The 17,374-nt window shown below is 70.0% G+C and carries 17 protein-coding genes; 6 read left to right on the forward strand and 11 right to left on the reverse strand.

Going from position 1 to position 17,374, the window contains the following annotated elements:
* Positions 1-3: 3 nt before the first annotated feature.
* From folE to A3CQ_RS0103715, 3 genes are all read right to left on the reverse strand, one after another.
* Positions 4-591 (reverse strand): GTP cyclohydrolase I FolE, encoded by a 588-nt coding sequence (folE, locus tag A3CQ_RS0103705; protein ID WP_020509565.1) that lies wholly within the window; start codon positions 589-591, stop codon positions 4-6.
* Positions 588-1,724: an aminodeoxychorismate synthase component I gene (pabB, locus tag A3CQ_RS0103710; protein ID WP_020509566.1), complete on the reverse strand. Its 1,137-nt coding sequence runs from the start codon at positions 1,722-1,724 to the stop codon at positions 588-590. The genes folE and pabB overlap by 4 nt, the downstream gene beginning before the upstream one ends.
* 87 nt (positions 1,725-1,811) lie before the next feature.
* Positions 1,812-3,287, reverse strand: a complete 1,476-nt coding sequence (locus A3CQ_RS0103715) for an aldehyde dehydrogenase (protein ID WP_211216442.1) — start codon at positions 3,285-3,287, stop codon at positions 1,812-1,814.
* 36 nt (positions 3,288-3,323) lie between these two features.
* On the opposite strand from A3CQ_RS0103715, the gene A3CQ_RS0103720 reads away from it, so the two are divergent.
* Positions 3,324-3,605, forward strand: coding sequence for a TM2 domain-containing protein (locus tag A3CQ_RS0103720; RefSeq protein WP_020509568.1), 282 nt, complete (start codon positions 3,324-3,326; stop codon positions 3,603-3,605).
* Positions 3,606-3,650: 45 nt separating this feature from the next.
* Here the strand turns inward: A3CQ_RS0103720 and A3CQ_RS0103725 are convergent, their stop codons facing one another.
* The 5 genes from A3CQ_RS0103725 to A3CQ_RS0103745 form a co-directional block, all read right to left on the reverse strand.
* Positions 3,651-4,280, reverse strand: a complete 630-nt coding sequence (locus A3CQ_RS0103725; protein WP_020509569.1) for a PIN domain-containing protein — start codon at positions 4,278-4,280, stop codon at positions 3,651-3,653.
* Complete coding sequence (locus A3CQ_RS0103730; RefSeq protein WP_020509570.1) at positions 4,277-5,143, reverse strand: ImmA/IrrE family metallo-endopeptidase; 867 nt, start codon at positions 5,141-5,143, stop codon at positions 4,277-4,279. Before A3CQ_RS0103730 ends, A3CQ_RS0103725 begins: the two co-directional genes overlap by 4 nt.
* Before the next feature lie 14 nt (positions 5,144-5,157).
* Entirely contained in the window at positions 5,158-5,496 is a 339-nt protein-coding gene (locus A3CQ_RS0103735; protein WP_026205255.1) for a helix-turn-helix domain-containing protein, read from the reverse strand.
* Positions 5,497-5,612: 116 nt separating this feature from the next.
* Positions 5,613-6,941: a cytochrome P450 gene (locus A3CQ_RS0103740; protein ID WP_020509572.1), complete on the reverse strand. Its 1,329-nt coding sequence runs from the start codon at positions 6,939-6,941 to the stop codon at positions 5,613-5,615.
* 106 nt (positions 6,942-7,047) lie between these two features.
* Positions 7,048-9,498 (reverse strand): glycoside hydrolase family 94 protein, encoded by a 2,451-nt coding sequence (locus A3CQ_RS0103745; protein ID WP_020509573.1) that lies wholly within the window; start codon positions 9,496-9,498, stop codon positions 7,048-7,050.
* 117 nt (positions 9,499-9,615) lie between these two features.
* On the opposite strand from A3CQ_RS0103745, the gene A3CQ_RS0103750 reads away from it, so the two are divergent.
* Entirely contained in the window at positions 9,616-10,722 is a 1,107-nt protein-coding gene (locus tag A3CQ_RS0103750) for an aminotransferase-like domain-containing protein (RefSeq protein WP_020509574.1), read from the forward strand.
* On the opposite strand, the gene A3CQ_RS62500 is transcribed toward A3CQ_RS0103750, so the two are convergent.
* Positions 10,705-11,226 carry a TetR/AcrR family transcriptional regulator gene (locus tag A3CQ_RS62500; RefSeq protein WP_369076486.1) on the reverse strand — a complete coding sequence of 174 codons (522 nt, stop codon included), beginning with the start codon at positions 11,224-11,226 and terminating at the stop codon, positions 10,705-10,707. The genes A3CQ_RS0103750 and A3CQ_RS62500 overlap by 18 nt on opposite strands.
* Here A3CQ_RS62500 and A3CQ_RS62505 point away from each other — a divergent pair.
* Positions 11,143-11,610 carry a VOC family protein gene (locus tag A3CQ_RS62505; RefSeq protein ID WP_020509576.1) on the forward strand — a complete coding sequence of 156 codons (468 nt, stop codon included), beginning with the start codon at positions 11,143-11,145 and terminating at the stop codon, positions 11,608-11,610. The genes A3CQ_RS62500 and A3CQ_RS62505 overlap by 84 nt on opposite strands.
* Here the strand turns inward: A3CQ_RS62505 and A3CQ_RS0103765 are convergent.
* On the reverse strand, positions 11,582-12,781 hold the full coding sequence (locus A3CQ_RS0103765; RefSeq protein ID WP_020509577.1) for an epoxide hydrolase family protein: 1,200 nt from the start codon (positions 12,779-12,781) through the stop codon (positions 11,582-11,584). The genes A3CQ_RS62505 and A3CQ_RS0103765 overlap by 29 nt on opposite strands.
* A 444-nt stretch (positions 12,782-13,225) precedes the next feature.
* Here A3CQ_RS0103765 and A3CQ_RS0103770 point away from each other — a divergent pair, with 444 nt between their 5' ends.
* The 3 genes from A3CQ_RS0103770 to A3CQ_RS0103780 are packed head-to-tail and all read left to right on the forward strand — an operon-like array spanning position 13,226 to position 15,876.
* The gene (locus tag A3CQ_RS0103770) at positions 13,226-14,164 is read left to right on the forward strand and encodes a metal ABC transporter solute-binding protein, Zn/Mn family (protein ID WP_051115128.1); all 939 of its coding nucleotides are present in this window, start codon (positions 13,226-13,228) and stop codon (positions 14,162-14,164) included.
* 6 nt (positions 14,165-14,170) lie between these two features.
* Positions 14,171-14,986: a metal ABC transporter ATP-binding protein gene (locus tag A3CQ_RS51365; protein WP_020509579.1), complete on the forward strand. Its 816-nt coding sequence runs from the start codon at positions 14,171-14,173 to the stop codon at positions 14,984-14,986.
* The gene (locus A3CQ_RS0103780; protein ID WP_020509580.1) at positions 14,983-15,876 is read left to right on the forward strand and encodes a metal ABC transporter permease; all 894 of its coding nucleotides are present in this window, start codon (positions 14,983-14,985) and stop codon (positions 15,874-15,876) included. The genes A3CQ_RS51365 and A3CQ_RS0103780 overlap by 4 nt, the downstream gene beginning before the upstream one ends.
* Before the next feature lie 16 nt (positions 15,877-15,892).
* On the opposite strand, the gene A3CQ_RS0103785 is transcribed toward A3CQ_RS0103780, so the two are convergent.
* On the reverse strand, positions 15,893-17,332 hold the full coding sequence (locus A3CQ_RS0103785; RefSeq protein WP_020509581.1) for a M1 family metallopeptidase: 1,440 nt from the start codon (positions 17,330-17,332) through the stop codon (positions 15,893-15,895).
* Positions 17,333-17,374 lie beyond the last annotated feature (42 nt).

The following is a 17,374-nucleotide window of genomic DNA, read 5'->3' on the forward strand; positions in this document are numbered from 1 at the left end:
AGGTCAGTCCTTGCTGCGGGCCACGGCCAGGAACTCCTGCCGGGAGCGGGCGTCGGTGCGCAGCCGGCCGAGCATGGCCGAGGTGACGGTGGTGGCGCCGATGGCCTGGACGCCGCGCAGGCTCATGCAGGTGTGCTCGGCCTCGAGGACGACGCCGACGCCCTTGGGCCGCAGTTCCAGGTCGAGCAGGTCGGCGATCTGTTTGGTCAGACGTTCCTGCACCTGCGGGCGGAGGGCGAAGTGCTCGACCACGCGGGCCAGCTTGGAGAGCCCGAGGATGCGCTCGTCGGGCAGGTAGCCCACCGCCGCCTTGCCGTAGAAGGGCAGCAGGTGGTGCTCGCAGACCGACCGGAACGGGATGTCGCGAGCCAGCACGAGCTCGTCGTAGTGGCCGTCGTTGGGAAAGGTCGTCAGATCGAACGGCCGCGGGGAGAACAGCTCGGCGTAAGCCTTGGCCATCCGCCGCGGCGTGCCCCGCATCGTCTCGTCGTCCGTGGTGATGTTGAGCGCATGCAGGAAGTCCTCGGCGGCCTTCGCGGCGACGTCGATGTCGATCTCGGCGCGGTTGTTCTCGATGCGCGGCGTGCTCATCGTGCCTCCATCAGCGTGCGGGTGGGGTCATGACTGAGCACCGCCGCCTTGGTCAGCAGCTCGGCGTGTTCCGCGGCCGCGTCGGAGTCCCAGGTGATGCCGCCGCCGGCGCCGTAGACGGCGATGCCGGTGGACCGATCCAGGACCGCGGTGCGGATCGCGACGTTGAACCTCGCCCGGAACGGAGCGCCCGGCGGGGCGACCAGGCCGACGGCGCCGCAGTAGACGCCGCGCGGGCCCTCCTCGAGGTCGCGGATGATCTCCATGCTGCGGTGCTTCGGCGCGCCGGTGACCGAGCCGCACGGGAAGAGCGCCGCGAAGATGTCGGCGAGCCCGCACTCCGGTCGCGGCCGGGCGGCGATCTCGGAGGCCAGCTGCCACACCGTCGGGTATCGCTCGACGGCGAACAGCTCGGTCACTTCGACCGTGCCCAGCGCCGCGACCCGGGAGAGGTCGTTGCGGAGCAGGTCGACGATCATCAGGTTCTCGGCCTGCTCCTTGGCGCTGGCCCGCAGCCCGCGCGCCAACTCGGCGTCGACGGCCGGGTCGCGGTCGCGGCGCGCCGTGCCCTTCATCGGCCGGGTCCGCAGGCGATCACCGGTCCAGTCGAAGAACAGCTCGGGGCTGGCACTGGCAATGACAAACCGACCGAGATCGACGTACGCGTTGTAGGCCGCCCGCTGCGATGTCGCGAGCCGGCGGTAGAGGTCGTACGGGTCGTCGACGGCGGCGCGGAGCCGATCGGTCAGATTGCACTGGTAGGTCTCCCCCGCCGCGATGTGGCGGCGCACGGCGGCGACGGCACGCGCGTGCTCGGCGGCCCTCCAGCCGGGTGTCCAGCGGGACGGCCGCCGCGCCTCGGGCGGGCTCACCGGGAGGTCCTCGACCGGCTCGTCGCACAGGCCGAACCAGATCAGCGGAGGATCGGCGGCCGACCGAGCGGCGGCCGGCAGTCCGGGCGCGGCCTCGTAGGAGACGTAGCCGAACGCCCACTCCCCCGCGGCCGTGGCCAGCTCGACCTCGCGCAGGACCGAGTGCACCTCGTCCACGTCATCGGTGGTCAGCACCCGGCGCGGCGGCGGGCAGACCAGGGCGCGGCCGGTGACGAAGTCGTCGAATCGGGCCACCGCCATGGAGCTTCCTTCCGCAGAACAGGACCGTACCGTACGGTACGATTCGCGGCGTCACAAGGCCCCGCCCGGGCGATCCGCGATGCCGGATCAGCCGAGCTTGAACGGATCCCGCAGCTCGCCGGTGAGCTCGACGTACACCGACTTCGTCTCCAGGTACTCCTCGACGGCCGCGATCCCGTTCTCGCGGCCGATCCCGGACAGCCCGAACCCGCCGAAGGGCATGTTCGGCGCGACGACCCGGTAGGCGTTCACCCACACGCTGCCGGCCCGGATCTTCGCGGCCACCCGGTGCGCCCGGTGGACGTCCTTGGTCCAGACGGCGCCGGCCAGGCCGTACTCGGTGTCGTTGGCGAGCCGGACGCCCTCGGCCTCCCCGCCGGCCTCGCTGAACGTGTACACGCTCAGGACCGGTCCGAAGATCTCCTGGCGCACGACCGTCGACTCCGGGGTGACGCCGGTGATGACGGTCGGCTTGACGAAGAGGCCCCCGAGGTCGGTGGCCGCCGCACCGCCCGCGGCGAAGGTGCCGCCCTCGTCGCGCGCGGTCTGCAGGTAGCCGAGAACCTTCTCGTACTGCGGCAGGTTCGCCACCGGGCCCATCTCGGTGCCCGGGTCCATCGGGTCGCCCAGCTTGATGGCGTTCGCGCGCGCCACGATCTTGCCGATCAGCTCCTCGGCCACCGCCTCGTGCACGACGAGCCGCGAACCCGCCATGCACGTCTGCCCGGTCGCGGCGAAGACGCCGGCCACGACACCGTTCGCGGCCGCGTCGAGGTCGGCGTCCGGGAACACGAGCTGGCACGACTTGCCGCCCAGTTCCAGGCCGGCCCGGTTGACGTTGCCCATCGCGGCCCGGCCCACGGCGATGCCGGTGGCCGTCGACCCGGTGAACGCGACCTTGTCGATGCCCCGGTGGCCGGCGAGCGCCTCGCCGGTCGAGCGGTCCCACCCGGTGACGACGTTGACGACGCCCGGGGGCAGGCCGGCCTCGGTGAGGATCTCGGCGAACGCCACGGTCGAGCAGGGCGAGTGCTCCGACGGCTTGACGACGCACGTGTTCCCGGCCGCGAGCAGCGGGGCGAGCTTCCAGGTGAACAGCAGAAGCGGGCTGTTCCACGGGGTGATGCAGCCGACCACGCCGACGGGTTCCTTGCGCGTGTACGCGAAGTAGTTGGGGTTGGCGAGCGGGACGGTGGCGCCCTCCAGCTTGTCGGCCAGCCCGGAGAAATAGTTGAACCACGAGGACAGGCCCGCCATCTGGCCGCTCATCTCGCGCATCAGCTTGCCGGAGTCGCTGACCTCGAGCCGGGCCAGGCGATCCGCGTTCGCGTCCAGCGCCTCGGCACACCGGCGCATGATCGCGGCCCGCTGAAAGCCGGTCATCGCGCCCCACGGCCCGTGGAACGCCGCCCGGGCGGCGGCGACGGCCGCGTCGACGTCCTCGGCACTGCCGTCCGCGACCCGCGCCCACGGCCGGCCGGTGTACGGATTCATCGATTCGAAGACCCGGCCGGTGACCGACTCGACGGCTTTGCCGCCGATGAACAGACGAAACTCCTCCACGATGCACACCCCTCTCCACCCACTATCGTTGCGCCGGTGGACGAACTGCGGTACCGGGTCCTACGCGCCGAGTCCGAGTACAACAGCGTCAAAAAGGACGCGCGGGTCGCGTACGGCATCTGGTTGGTCTTGGGCATTTTCGGCGGCCATCGCTTCTACCTCGGCGACACCGGCCGCTCGATAGCAATGCTGTTCACGCTGGGCGGCCTCGGCCTGTGGACCCTCGCCGACGTCTTCTTCGTGGGCCGCCGCGTGCGCACGGTCAACTCCTCACGCCGAGCGGCCATCATGGCCCGCCACGGCATAGTCGACGCCTGACCGACCAACAGCGCCTACTCGCCCTCCCGCATCGGCAGTACTGCGTCACGCGTCGTTCGCCCAGCGAGTCGTTGTCAGAAGCGCGGTCTTCTCGATGGGTGGAAGTCCGTCGTCGAGGCTGCGCAGGCGTTGATATGTCGCACGCATCTGTGCTCTGCCGGGAATGTGCGTCGTACCGGCGGCCCTCTCCAGGACCGTCAGTGTACTTGCCAGCCTGATCGACCCGATCGTGCTGTTGCCTGCCCTGAGCCGGAGCCGGTCCAGGCGGCGGATTTCGCCGGTGGCCGTCTGCGCCCCGAGCCCGTCGTCGATGAGGATGATGACGTCGGCACCCGATTCCGCGGCTACGACGGCGTGCGCGATCACCATCGTTTCGCCCAGGTCCTTCGAGCGTGTCAGACGTTCTGCCATGGGTTGCTGGGTGATCCTGTTGACAACCCGCGCGAGTTCGGGGGTCGGGTCGTCGGGCAGGATCTGGATCCATTTTGATGCCAGCTTCCTCCACACCGCCTCCGCGGGACGGAAGCGCTGGTCCTGGGCTGCTTTGCGGAGCACCTCAGCCTCCACGGCCGCTGGGGCGCTGAGCGGGCCCAGCATGCCGATGAGGAGCCGCTCCTTGTTGATCGACAGGAAGTTGAGTCCCGGGCCCGCATCGATGATCGGTCGCTGGCTCATCCCGGGTCCGGCTCCGACGCGGTGCCGAAGGGTGTGTCTGTCGCGCCGAGCGTGTCGTCCAAGGCGTCGAGATCCACCTGCACCTCGGGCAAGTCTCCCGGATCTGCCCAGGTGACAATATGCCGAGCGGGAGGCGATATACCCGCTTCGCGGAGCTCGCCGGCGGCGCTCTCGGGCGGTATGCCCCGCATGGTGGCGATGGTCTGCACGGAGACCACCCCCTCGGCGTAACCCTGGATGGCGCGGGCCAGCAGCCGCTGTGGCGCACGGCGCTGATGGGAGTCGGCTTGGAGCGCACGGTACTGGTCGCTCCAGCCGAAACGCACGGCCAGTTGAGGAGCGGACACGGCCATCCAGTCGACTTTGGTGTCCGCGTCGATGCGACCACTCTGTTCAAGTGCGATGGCGGCGATCTGAGGCGACACCAGGAATCTCTGAACGACGGCGGAGAGCGCGGCCAGGTTGACCTCCCGTGCTCCCCCTACGAAGGCGTTCAGCCCGTCGATCGGTAGTAAGAGGTGCCGGGCGAAGACGTTGGCGCGGCTTTCCCGGGCCGACGGTGCGCTCCAGTCACAGGTGGTGTTGTCGGCCCAGTCGTCGAAGACGACATGACCGAGCTCGTGTGCGAGCGTGCTGCGTTGCCGCATCGGATGCCGGGTTCTCGCAACGCCGATGAACACGGCGCCGCGCTGCGGGTCCCGCATCGTCAGGCCGTGTTCATCGGGTCCTGCGTCCAGCACGGCGACGTCGACGCCGGCCGACTGCTCGATAAGCGCGACCAAGTCGCCCAGCGGTTGCAGCCCGAGACCGTGCTCCTGGCGGAACCGCTCGGCAGCGGCACGGCCCTCGGTCTCGGGATACACGGTTGTCACCGCCGTCAAATCATGGCCGGGATGGCCTGCTCGTCCAGATAGTCATCCAGTTCGAGGAAGTGCAGCAGCGTGTCGCGCATTTGTTCCATGCCCGAGCCGTTGGTCGCCCGGGCCGCGCACTGGACCCGGTCGGCCACCGTGCTGACCCCGGTGAGCTGGGCAACCGTGAAACCCGTCGCCCACGAGATCGCAACGATTTCCGGCAGTTTCGCCACCCGGTCGCCGGAGATGATCCGCGACAACGTGGGCTGAGACATGCCTGCGGCGTCGGCGAGCGCACGCTGGCTCAGCCCGGCGGCAACTCGCGCCTTCTCTATCAGTGCACCAACGTTGACGCTGGTCACGACCACCGCCCCCTGGACTGAATCATGATCTGCTTCGCTGATTCAGTCTACGTGATCGTCCGAGACGGCGCCATGCCCGTCGTGCGGTGCAGCCCACCGCGACCAATTGCCCGGCCTCAAGCGCTCGCGGGCGGGCTGAGCGTCGCCGGTTCCAGGATGACCGGGAGGGCGTCCAGGCCGAAGACGATCGAGGCGCGGCGGGTCGGGAGGTCGGCCGGGTCGATTGCCGGGCGCATCGACGGGAAGCGGCGCACCAGGGCCGGGTAGGCGGTGCGCAGCTCCATGCGGGCCAGTTCGGCGCCGACGCAGCGGTGCAGGCCGTGGCCGAAGGCCAGGTGGGAGCGGCTGGTGGGGCGGCCGACGTCGATTTTGTCCATGCCGGGGCCGAGCATGCCGTCGCGGTCGGCGGCGCTCAGCGAGCACATGATGGCGTCGCCCGCCTTGATCTGCACGCCGGCGATCTCGAGGTCGCGGACGGCGAAGCGCGGGAAGGCCACCTGCACCACCGTCAGGTAGCGCAGCAACTCCTCGACCAGGGCGTCGGCCGGTTCGCCGGCGTGCAGCGGCGCGGCCAGCTCGGGCTGGGTCATCAGCACCAGGGCGCCGAGCGCGAGCATGCTGGCGCTCGTCTCCAGGCCGCCGGTGAGCACGCCGTCGGCGAGCCCGGCCAGCTCCTGGTCGTCGAGCTCGTCGCCGTGGTCGCGGATCAGCGAGCCGATCAGGCCCTCGCCCGGGTTCCGGCGCTGGTCGGCGACCAGGCCGCGCAGGTACGCCTTGGACTCGTTGATCGCGTCGAGCGGGGCGTACGCGCCGTCGCCGAGGTCGAACCGCGCGGTGCTGAACCGCTGCACCAGCTCGCGGTCGGCGTACGGCACGCCGAGCAGCTCGCAGATGGCCAGCGCGGGCACCGGCAGGGCGAACTCCTGCATCAGGTCGACCGGCCCGCTGATCTTGGCCATCGCGTCGAGCCGGTCGGCGACGATGGTCTCGATCCGCGGCTGCAGGCGGGCGAGCTTGCGCATGGTGAACTCGGGCGTGACCAGGCGGCGCAGCCGGGTGTGTATCGGCGGGTCGGCCATGCCGAGACCGCCGGGCTGCGCCGCCGCCGTCAGGCCGACCCGCACGGCGAACTTGCCGAAGTCGTTGCTGAAGCCGTCGGTGCTGCCGAGCACCGCCCGCACCGGTTCGTAGCCGGCCGCCAGCCAGACGCGGATGCCCAGCGGCACCGGCAGCCGGGTGACCGGCGACTCCTCGCGCCGCCGGGTGAGCTCGGGAACCGGGTCGAGGCCGTTCCGGAAGAGCGGGTACAGCGAGCTGTCGGGCAGCATCGACAGGGATCCCTCGAGGGATACCGTGCCCGATTTTCCGGCGAAGCGGCGGGCCGCCCACCCGAGCAGGCGCAGGCGTACCGCCGAAAACCTCGTACCGGCATTGGCGATCTGCACGTCGCCCTCCAGACAGCCGTTGTTCGTCCCCGTGTGTAACGGCATATCTGATACTGGCCGCAAGATCGTGTCAATGCAGTGAGGCCGATCACGGGCGTGCCGTCGATCACCCCTCGGTGACGGCCTCCACTCTGACCACCGTACCGGGCGGGGCGAGGGGCACGACCGTGCCGTCCACTCGTTCGCCGTCCACGATCAGATAGGCGACTCGACCGGTCGCTCCGGCTTCCTTCCGTACGGTGATCTCGTAGGTGGCTTCGCGGAAGGCCCGGGTGACCCGGAATCCGGGCCAGGCCGCCGGCAGCACGGGGTCGACGCGCAGGCCCGTCAGCTCCGGCCGGATGCCGAGGATCCACTGCGTGATCGCGACGAAGTTCCAGGCCGCGGTGCCCGTGAGCCAGGAGTTCTTGGCCTCGCCGTGGGTGGGCGCGTCCCGCCCGGCGATCATCTGCGCGTAGACGTACGGCTCGCAGCGGTGCAGCTCGCTGATCTCCTCCCGGACCGACGGGTTGATCCGCCGGTAGTAGTCGAAGGCGCGGTCGCCGTTGCCCACCATCGCCTCGGCGATCATGATCCACGGGTTGGTGTGGCAGAAGATGCCGGCGTTCTCCTTGTAGCCAGGCGGGTAGGAGGAGATCTCGCCCAGCTCGATCCGATAGGACGAGTACGCGGGCTGCTGCAGGATGATGCCGTGCGGGGTGGCCAGCCGCTCGGCCACGCTGCGCAGCGCCTGGGCGGCGAGCCCGTCGTCGAGGCCGACCCCGCCCAGCACGCACATGCCCTGCGGCTCGATGAAGATCTGTCCCTCGTCGGCCTCGCTGGAGCCGACCGGGTTGCCGTGGAAGTCGTACGCCCGCCGGAACCAGGCGCCGTCCCAGCCGTGCTCGATGATGACGCCGGTCATCTTCTCGGCGGCGGCCCGGTACTCGGCCGCCTCCGGGCCCAGCCCGCGCAGCTCGGCCAGCGCGGCCAGCTCCTTGGCGGCCAGCACGAACTGGCCGGCGATGAAGACCGACTCGGCCGTGCCCCCGCTGACGTTCTCGGTGGTCTGGAATGGTTCTCCGGGCGTATCGGAAAAACAGTTGAGGTTAAGACAGTCATTCCAATCGGCCCGCCCGATCAACGGCAGGCCGTGCGGGCCGAGCCGCTCCTGGGTGTAGCGCAGCGAACGCCGCAAGTGCTCGTACAACGACACTTCAGTGCCGGGCGCGTTGTCGAAGGGCACCGGCTCGTCCAGGATCGTCTCGTCGCCGGTCTCCTTGACGTACGCGGTGACGCCGAGCACCAGCCACAGCGGGTCGTCGTTGAAGCCCTCGCCGATGTCGTTGTTCCCGCGCTTGGTCAGCGGCTGGTACTGGTGGTACGCCCCGCCGGTCGCCATCTGGGTGGACGCGATGTCCAGGATCCGCTCGCGGGCGCGCTCCGGAATCATGTGGACGAAGCCGAGCAGGTCCTGGTTCGAGTCGCGGAAACCCATGCCGCGGCCGATCCCGGATTCGTAGAAGGACGCCGACCGGCTCATGTTGAAGGTCACCATGCACTGGTACGCGTTCCAGACGTTGACCATCCGGTCGGTGTCCGCGTCCGGGGTCGTCACGTTCAGCCCACCGAGCAGCCGGTCCCAGTACGCGCCGAGCGCCGCGAACCCCTCCGCCACGGTCGAGGGCTGCAGCCAGCGCTCGATGACCGGGCGTACGTGCCGTTTGTTGAGCGTCTGCGACCCGCGCGGGTCGAACTTCTCGTCGCGCGGGTTCTCCGCGTACCCGAGCACGAAGTTGACCTCGCGGCTCTCCCCCGGCGCCAGGCCGAGGCGCACGTGATGGCTGCCCATCGGCGCCCAGCCGTGCGCGACCGAGTCGAAGGAGGCGCCGCGCTCGACCGCCGCCGGCTGGTCCCAGCCGCGGTAGGCGCCGAGGAACATCTCGCGCTGGGTGTCGAACCCGGCGAGCGGCTCCGAGCAGGCGAAATAGGCGAAGTGGTCGCGCCGCTCCCGGTACTCGGTCTTGTGGTAGATCACCCCGTCGGCCACCTCGACCTGTCCGGTGGAGAAGTTGCGCTGGAAGTTCGTGGCGTCGTCCTGCGCGTCCCAGAGGCAGAACTCGACCGAGGAGAAGAGCGAGAGCTCCGCCGCCGTGTCGCGCTCGTTGGTGACCCGGACCCGCCACACCTCGAGGGTCTCGCCGAGCGGCACGTAGTAGAGCGTCTCGGACCGGATCCCGTCGCGGGCCGAGGCGATCCGGGTGTACGACAGGCCGTGTCGGCACTCGTACTCGTCCAGCCGGCCGCGCGTCGGCTGCCACGACGGTGACCAGAAGTCACCGGTGGCGTCGTCCCGCACGTACAGGTAGCGGCCGCCGACGTCGAACGGCGCGTTGTTGTAGCGGTAGCGGGTCAGGCGGCGCAGCTTGGCGTCGCGGTAGAACGAATACCCGCCCGCGGTGTTGGAGACGATGCCGAAGTACGCCTCGGTGCCCAGGTAGTTGATCCAGGGCAGTGGCGTGTCGGGGCGGTCGATGACGTACTCGCGCCGCTCGTCGTCGAAGTGTCCGTAGCGCACCGGTCCTCCTGTGGGAGCGCTCCCAAAAGTGGGCCCATGCCCGCCTGTCGCGCCCGCTCGGTAGGGCAATGTTAGGGTGTGACGCCGCTCACCCGCGACCCCCAAAGTCTGGCGCCGATGATCCAGTTCGAGCATCGCCCCGGCATTCTCGACCTGAGTTGGGGGCATCCGCGCCCCGGCCTGCTGCCCGTCGAGGAGTGGGCTCGAGCGTCGGCCGCGGCGTCCCGGGAGTTCGGCTGGCGGCAATTGACGTACGGATACGCCACCGGGCCCGCGCCGCTGCTGGAGTGGCTGGCCGCTCACCTCCCCTCCGCGACCGATCAACTTTTCGTCACCGCCGGCGCCTCGCACGGGATGGCGCTGGTGGCCTCGCTGCTGGCCGGCCCGGGCGACGTGATCCTGGTCGACTCGCCCACGTACTACCTGGCGTTCCAGATCTTCGCCGACACCGGCGCCACGGTCCTGCGGGCTCCCGCCGACGAGGACGGTGTCGACCCCGACGCCCTGGCCGCGATGCTCGAGGGACGTCGCGTTCCGTTGCTCTACCTGGTGCCGACGTTCGCCAACCCGACCGGCCGGAGCCTGCCGCCCGATCGGCGCCGCGCCCTGGTGGCGCTGGCCCAGCGGACCGGCCTCACGCTGCTCGAGGACGACACCTACCGCGAGTTGTGCTACGAGGGCGACGCCCCGCCGTCGCTGTGGCAACTGTCCGGCGGCGACGGCGTCGTCCGGCTGGGCAGCTTCGCCAAGACCGTCGCGCCCGGCCTGCGCCTGGGCTGGATCAACGCCGACCCCGCGCTGATCACCCGGCTGGCCACGCTGGGCTACGTGCACAGCGGCGGGGGCGTCAACCACTCGGTCGCCACCACCATGTCCTGCTTCGGCGCGTCCGGGGCCTATCAACGGCATATCGCGGCGGTACGCGCCGAGTACCGCGCGCAGCGTGACGCCCTGGTCTCGGCCGTGCGCGCGTACCTGCCGGCCTCGGCTCCAGGCGGCGGGTGGTTCCTGTGGCTGCCGCTGCCGCCCGGCGTCAGCGCGACCGGGCTGCTGGCCGAGGCCGAGCGGCGAGGCACGTCCTTCGTTCCCGGCCCGCGGTTCTACGTCGACGGCGTCGGGGGCGACGACCGCATCCGGCTCAGCTTCTCCCATCTCGCGCCGGCCGACCTGGCCGAAGCCACCGACCGGCTCGGCGCGGCACTGCCCTCAGTCGCCGCCGATTAGCTGCTGCGTGGCCGTTTCCGTCAGCCACGCCTGGTAGCGCTGCCGCGTCCAGCCGCAGTGCCGTCTGAGCAGTTGGTGGGTGTGCGGCGAGGCCAGGGCGTAGAGGATGTCCGCGGCGGTCTGCGCGGTCAGGCCGGTGCGCAGCGCCCCTCGATCGCGCAGTGTCTGGGTGAGGGTGAGCCAGAAGTCCCGGGTGGCGCGCGAGCCGGCGTCGGCGGCGGCGCGCATGTCCGCGTCGGCGTCGGCGGCCTGGACGGTCACCATGATCAGGTCGCCGGCCCGCTCGAGCAGCGCCACTGTGTAGTCGATGGTCCGGCCGATCGCTTCGTGCGGATCGGTTCGGGCGTACGCATCAATGATCTCCGGCCTTTCCGCGACGGCCACGGGCTCTTCGTCGCCGACGGTCGCCACGTCGAGGGCATGCCGGAAGAGGTCGGCCTTGCCGGGAAAGGCGGCGTACACCGTGCGCTCGCCGACCCCGGCCGCCCGGGCGATCTCGCGGATCGTGGTGGCGACGTACCCCTGCTCGACGAAGAGCCGGGCGGCCGCATCCCCGGGCTCTCCCCCACGCTCGCCACGTTCCGGGTGAATCCGGCCGCGGTCGAGGGCAACCGGGGCTTCGACCCGGTCAGCTTCGCCGTGCGCGGCCGCGACGATCTGGCGGCCTGGGCGTCCCACCTGGACAGCCTCGACGTGAAGCACTCCCCGCTCATCGAGGCGTCCATCGGCTGGTTGCTGGTCTTCGACGACCCCGACGGGCTCTCGCTGCACCTGTACACGTGGGACGAGCACGGCATCGACCAGTCGCACCGGCCCGGCTACGGCACACCGATCACCGAGCCGGACGACTGGGATCCGGTCAGCGCAGCGAGCGGAACGCGGCCCTGAGCTCCGCCGCGAACAGCTCCGGCTCCTCCCAGGCGGCGAAGTGGCCGCCCCGCGCGGCCTGGCCGAAGTAGTTGAGCGTGGGGTAAGACGCCTCGGCCCAGCTGCGCGGAGTCACCCAGATCTCGCCGGGGAACGCGCTGAAGCCGACCGGGACGCGGGGGTCCGGAAGCGGCGGGCTGCCGGCGGTGGGCGCGTCCGCGCCGTAGGCCTCCCAGTAGGACCGGGCCGCGGACGCGGCCGTACCGGTCAGCCAGTAGGCCGTGACGTTGTCGAGAATGTGGTCGCGGGTGAGGTTGCCCGAGGGCTTGTCGTCGACGAACGCGCTGGCGATCTTGTAGTACGCGTCGGTGTCGTGGTCGATCATCCAGGCGGCGAGCGCGGCCGGCGAGTCCAGCAGCGCGTACCCGATCGTCTGCGGCCGGGTCGCCATCTCCACGAAGTAGCCGTTCCCGGTGGACTGGAAGGTCTTGATCGCGGCGAGCGCCGCGCGTTCCGCGTCCCCGTCGTTCGGCAGCGCCGCCGGGTCGTTCAGCGCCGGCACGAGCAGGTTGGTGTGGATTCCGACCAGCCCGTCGGGGCCGATCCGCCCGATCGCGTCGGTGACGCCGGCGCCGACGTCGCCGCCCTGGGCCACGTAGCGGTCGTAGCCGAGCCGGCGCATGAGCTCCGCCCAGGCCCGCGCGGTCCGGGCGAGGTCCCACCCGGTCTCGGTCGGCTCGGCCGAGAAGCCGTACCCGGGCAGCGACGGCAGCACGAGGTGGAACGCGTCCGCGGCGGTGCCGCCGTGCGCGGTGGGATCGGTGAGCGGGCCGACGGAGTCGAGCATCTCGATGACCGAGCCCGGCCAGCCGTGCGTCATGATCAGCGGAAGCGCGTCCTCGTGCGGGGACCGGACGTGCACGAAGTGGATGTCCACGCCGTCGATCTCGGTGGTGAACTGCGGCAGCGCGTTCAGCCGGGATTCGACCCGCCGTCCGTCGTAGTCGGTCGCCCAGTACTGGCGCAGCGCCTGCAACGTGGCCAGCTGCACCCCCTGCTTGCGGTCGTCGGCGAGCTCCCTGCTCGGCCAGCGTGTCGCGGTCAGGCGGCGCCGCAGATCGTCGAGCGCCTCATCGGAGATCTGTACGGTGAACGGCCGGACGACGCCGGCTTGCTGATCGAGCGTGGTCATGTCGGGCACTGCCTCTCTCGGAACCCAGCACGGAGGGGCCGCGGATCCGGCCGGCGGATCCGCTGCTTCCAGGACTTCCCTCAGCCTGGTGCCGACCCGGAGCGCTCGCACCCGTGAAACACCCTGGTCGATGGTCAGGTCGCGGACCACCCCTCCCCTTCCCGCGCGCCACACAACGCCGCGTACAGGCGGAACGGTAATCGTCCTCACCAATATCGTCCAATAGGCAGATGACAATAGGTGGCGGACTGATCGGTATAGCGGAACCAGCATATGTAAATGTGCATTCCACAGCATGCTTGCCTTTCGACACGCAGCCATTTCTCGCTGCATTATGGCGCTCGTGACGAGAATTACTTCCCGTGGCTTGCGCGGCGGACGCGGTGAACCCTACGGTCTAACCGACATGGAATTCATTTCCAAAAGTCGTCACAAGGAGTGAGCATGGTGTTGACGCGTCGGAGTACCGGCCTGTGGGCCATAGGCGCGCTGTCGTTGGTGATGGCCGCGTCGGCCTGCGGGTCCTCGGCGGACGGTAGCCCGGGGTCGGTCGGCGCCAGTTCCGGCGGCGGCACGTCACTCTCGGTGGTGGCGTCGACGAACGTCTACGGCGATGTGGTCGAGCAGATCGCCGGTGACAAGGTGGAGGTGACGTCGATAATCAGCGACCCCGACGCGGATCCGCACTCCTACGAGGCGAACAGCCGCACGCAGCTGCAGCTGTCCAAAGCCGATGTGGTGATCGAGAACGGGGGCGGTTACGACGACTTTGTGGACACCATGCTGAAGGCGGCGAACAACAGCAAGGTGACCGTGCTCAACGTCGTCGACATCTCCGGCAAGAAGGCGCCGGCCGGCGGCGAACTCAACGAACATGTCTGGTACGACTTCCCGACCATGGAGAAGTTCGTGGCCGAGTTGGTGACCACGTTGTCGGCCAAGGATCCGGCGGGCGCGTCCGCGTTCCAGGCGGGTGGCGCCGCGTTCACCGAGAAGCTGAAGCATCTGGAGGGCACCGAGGCGTCGATCAAGGCCGCGCACACGGGTGCGGGCGCTGCGATCACCGAGCCGGTGCCGCTGTACCTGCTCGAGGCGTGCGGGCTGGTGAACAAGACGCCGGCCGAGTTCAGCGAGGCGATCGAGGAGGGCACCGACGTGTCCGCGAGCGTGCTCTCCGAAACCCTCGACCTGTTCTCGCGGAGGAAGGTGTCGCTGCTCGCCTACAACGAACAGACTTCGGGCCCGGAGACGGAGAAGGTCAAGGACGCCGCGGCGGCCGCCAAGATCTCGGTCGTCCCGGTCACCGAGACCTTGCCGGCCGGCAAGGACTACGTGAGCTGGATGAGCGGCAACCTGACGGCGATCCAGACGGCACTCGGATAGGTCGACATGTCGTCGCCAACCCTCAAGATCCATGACGCCTCGCTCAGTTTCGGCGCGCGCCGCCTCTGGTCTCACCTGAACCTGCTCGTCGAGCCGGGCGAGTTCGTGGCCGTGCTCGGCGCCAACGGGTCCGGCAAGACCAGCCTCCTGCGGGTCATCCTGGGCGAGCAGCGCCTGACCAGCGGCACGGTCGCCATCGCCGGGCGTCCGGCGCGCCGGGGCAGCGGGGAGATCGGCTATGTGCCGCAGCAGCGTCGCGTGGACCCGCTCACCCCTCTACGCGCCCGCGACCTGGTCGGTCTGGGTCTGGACGGTCACCGCTGGGGCATCGGGTGGCCGAACCCCGGCCGACGCCGCCGGATCGACGCACTCCTCGACCGGGTCGGCGCGGCCGGCTACGCGGACCGGCCGGTCGGCCTGCTCTCCGGCGGCGAGCAGCAACGGGTACGCATCGCGCAGGCCCTGGTCGCCGGCCCCAGGTTGCTGTTGTGCGACGAACCGCTGCTGTCGCTCGACCCGCAGAGCCAGAGCGCCACGACGGCGCTGGTGGACCAGTCCCGGCGCACCGGCGACACTGCCGTCCTGTTCGTCACCCATGAGATCAACCCCGTGCTCCCGTACGCCGACCGCGTCCTCTACCTCGCCGGCGGGCAATTCCGCGCCGGCACGGTCGACGAGGTCCTCAACTCGTCGACGCTGAGCGAGATGTACCGGACCCCGGTCGAGGTGATCCGTTCCCACGGCCGGATCCTGGTTGCCGGCCTGCCGGAGATGAGCGGGCACGAGGGCCACGAGACCAACTACGCGCTGGGTGCGCCATGACCGTCTGGCATCGGATCTTCGACTTCACCGATTACGGCCAGTTGCTCTCGCTGGTGCACAACTCCATCCTCGCCGGCCTCATCCTCGGTGTCGTCGGCGGCCTCATCAGCACCTTCGTCATGATGCGGGACCTGCCCTTCGCGGTGCACGGCATCAGCGAACTCTCCTTCGCCGGCGCCTCGGCCGCCCTGCTGCTCGGCGTCAATGTCGTCGCCGGATCGCTGACCGGATCGCTCATCGCGGCCCTGACGATCGGCGCGCTGGGCAGCCGGGCCCGCGACCGCAACTCGATCATCGGCGTGCTGATGCCGTTCGGCCTCGGCCTGGGCGTGCTCTTCCTTTCCCTGTACAAGGGACGATCGGCCAACAAATTCGGTCTGCTGACCGGACAGATCGTCGCGGTCGACACCCCGCAGCTGTCCTGGCTGCTCGGAACATCGGCCTTCGTCCTGCTCGGCCTGGCGCTGATCTGGCGCCCGCTCACCTTCGCCAGCACCGATCCCGAGGTGGCCGCCGCCCGCGGCGTGCCGGTCGATGTCCTCTCGCCGGCTTTCATGCTCCTGCTCGGGTTGGCCGTCGCGATGTCCATCCAGATCGTCGGCGCCCTGCTCGTGCTCAGCATCATGTGCACACCGGCCGCGGCCGCCATGCGCGTCACCGCGGCCCCACGCCTGGTCACCCTGCTCAGCGTGGTGTTCGCCGTATGTTCCGTGGTCGGCGGCATCCTGCTGTCCCTCGGCAGCAGCATCCCGATCAGCCCCTACGTCACCACCATCTCGTTCGCCATCTACCTCGCCTGCCGACTGATCGGCAGCCGCCCCAACCGGCGAGGGCCGCGCCGCGCCGTGGCTGTCGCGGCGCGACCCGGCGCTCCTGTCAGCTCACGTTGACGGCAGTGGGGCTCGCTCACCCGGCACGGCTCGTAGCCACCGGGAGGGCCGGCTTCGACGGGGTGTAGAGCCAGGCCGTGAACAAGGCGCCGAGGTCGCGGCCCGAGATGTGCTCGGCGAGGGCGATGAACTCCTCCGTGGTCACGTTGCCGTTGCGGTGGATCTGGGCCCACGAGCGCAGGATGCGGAAGAACTTCTGGTCGCCGACGGTCAGCCGCAGCGCGTGCAGCGTCATCGCGCCGCGGTTGTAGACGGCGCCGATGAAGAGGTTGGGCGGGCCGGGGTCGGCGACCTTCGACTTCCACAGCGACGAGGTGGCCGGGGTCGCGTACCGCCGGTCGAAGATCTGCTGCGCGGTCTCCAGGCCCTCGTGCTCGCTCCAGAGCCACTCGGCGTACGACGCGAAGCCCTCGTTCAGCCAGATCCCCCGCCAGCGTTCCAGCGCGACGCTGTCCCCGTACCACTGATGTGCCAGCTCGTGGACCACGACGCTGTCGCCGTCCTCCTGGGTGTCGAAGTCCTGCGGGGTGTAGATCGGGCGGCCCTGGTTCTCCAGCGCGTAGTCCCACTCGCCGTCGGCGTCCACGATGCCGCCGGCCCCGCGGAACGGGTACGGGCCGAAGCAGCCGGACAGGAACCGCAGGATCTCGGGCTCGCGGGCGAACGACTTGGCCACCCGGGCATAGGTCTCCGCCGGCAGCGCCGGGTCGATCGCGTCCAGGAACTGGATCCCATTTTTCCGGTACGACGTCACGTCGAACTTGCCGATCGCCGCCATCGCCAGGTACGTCGCCATCGGCTCGCGCTGCTCCCAGCGCCAGGTCGACCAGCCCCGGGCGGTCGAGCGCCCGGCCGGAACGCCGTTGGAGATCGCCTGCAGATCCTTCGGAACCGTCAGTGCGATCGAGAACGACGCCTTGTCGCTCGGGTGGTCGTTGGACGGGAACCAGGCCTGCGCGACATCCGGCTCGCCGAGGATCACGACGCCGTCGTCGGTGGTGAAGGCGCCGCCGTCGCCGAGGTCCGGATCGCGGATCACCTTGGGCACGCCGTCGTAGACGATCCTGGTGTCGAAGACGTGCCCCTTGCCCAGCGACCGGCGCGGCGTCACGGTCAGCTCGGTGGCGTCGCGCGACCATTTCGCCGGCCGGCCGTCCACGGTGACCGACCGGATCGTCAGCCCGTCGAGATCGAGGTTGAACGCCGACAGCCGCTGCGTCGCCACCGCCCGGATCGTCACCACCCCGGCCAGGGCGTCCGAGCTCGGCGCGTACCTGATCGCCAGGTCGTAGTGCTTGACGTCGTAGCCGCCGTTGCCGTCCAGCGGGTAGTAGGGATCGCCCGCGCCGACGGCGCCCGGCGTCGCCGGGGATGAGGAGGCATCGGCGGGCGTGCCCGCGAGCACGACCGACGTCGACACCACAAGGACCAGGGCCAGAGCCAGCTTCCGCGCCATGGAGACAAGCTATCGGTCACGGCCGATCAATGCACCAGGCGA

The organism is Paractinoplanes globisporus DSM 43857 (assembly GCF_000379645.1).
GTDB lineage: Bacteria > Actinomycetota > Actinomycetes > Mycobacteriales > Micromonosporaceae > Actinoplanes > Actinoplanes globisporus.

Bases quoted from the DNA above. Each gene is read 5' to 3' on its own strand.
- folE (WP_020509565.1), bottom strand. From the start codon at position 591: ATGAGCACGCCGCGCATCGAGAACAACCGCGCCGAGATCGACATCGAC.
- pabB (WP_020509566.1), bottom strand. From the start codon at position 1,724: ATGGCGGTGGCCCGATTCGACGACTTCGTCACCGGCCGCGCCCTGGTC.
- A3CQ_RS0103725 (WP_020509569.1), bottom strand. From the start codon at position 4,280: ATGAGCCAGCGACCGATCATCGATGCGGGCCCGGGACTCAACTTCCTG.
- A3CQ_RS0103750 (WP_020509574.1), top strand. From the start codon at position 9,616: ATGATCCAGTTCGAGCATCGCCCCGGCATTCTCGACCTGAGTTGGGGG.
- A3CQ_RS62505 (WP_020509576.1), top strand. From the start codon at position 11,143: ATGCCGGAAGAGGTCGGCCTTGCCGGGAAAGGCGGCGTACACCGTGCG.
- A3CQ_RS0103765 (WP_020509577.1), bottom strand. From the start codon at position 12,781: ATGACCACGCTCGATCAGCAAGCCGGCGTCGTCCGGCCGTTCACCGTA.
- A3CQ_RS0103770 (WP_051115128.1), top strand. From the start codon at position 13,226: ATGGTGTTGACGCGTCGGAGTACCGGCCTGTGGGCCATAGGCGCGCTG.
- A3CQ_RS51365 (WP_020509579.1), top strand. From the start codon at position 14,171: ATGTCGTCGCCAACCCTCAAGATCCATGACGCCTCGCTCAGTTTCGGC.
- A3CQ_RS0103780 (WP_020509580.1), top strand. From the start codon at position 14,983: ATGACCGTCTGGCATCGGATCTTCGACTTCACCGATTACGGCCAGTTG.
- A3CQ_RS0103785 (WP_020509581.1), bottom strand. From the start codon at position 17,332: ATGGCGCGGAAGCTGGCTCTGGCCCTGGTCCTTGTGGTGTCGACGTCG.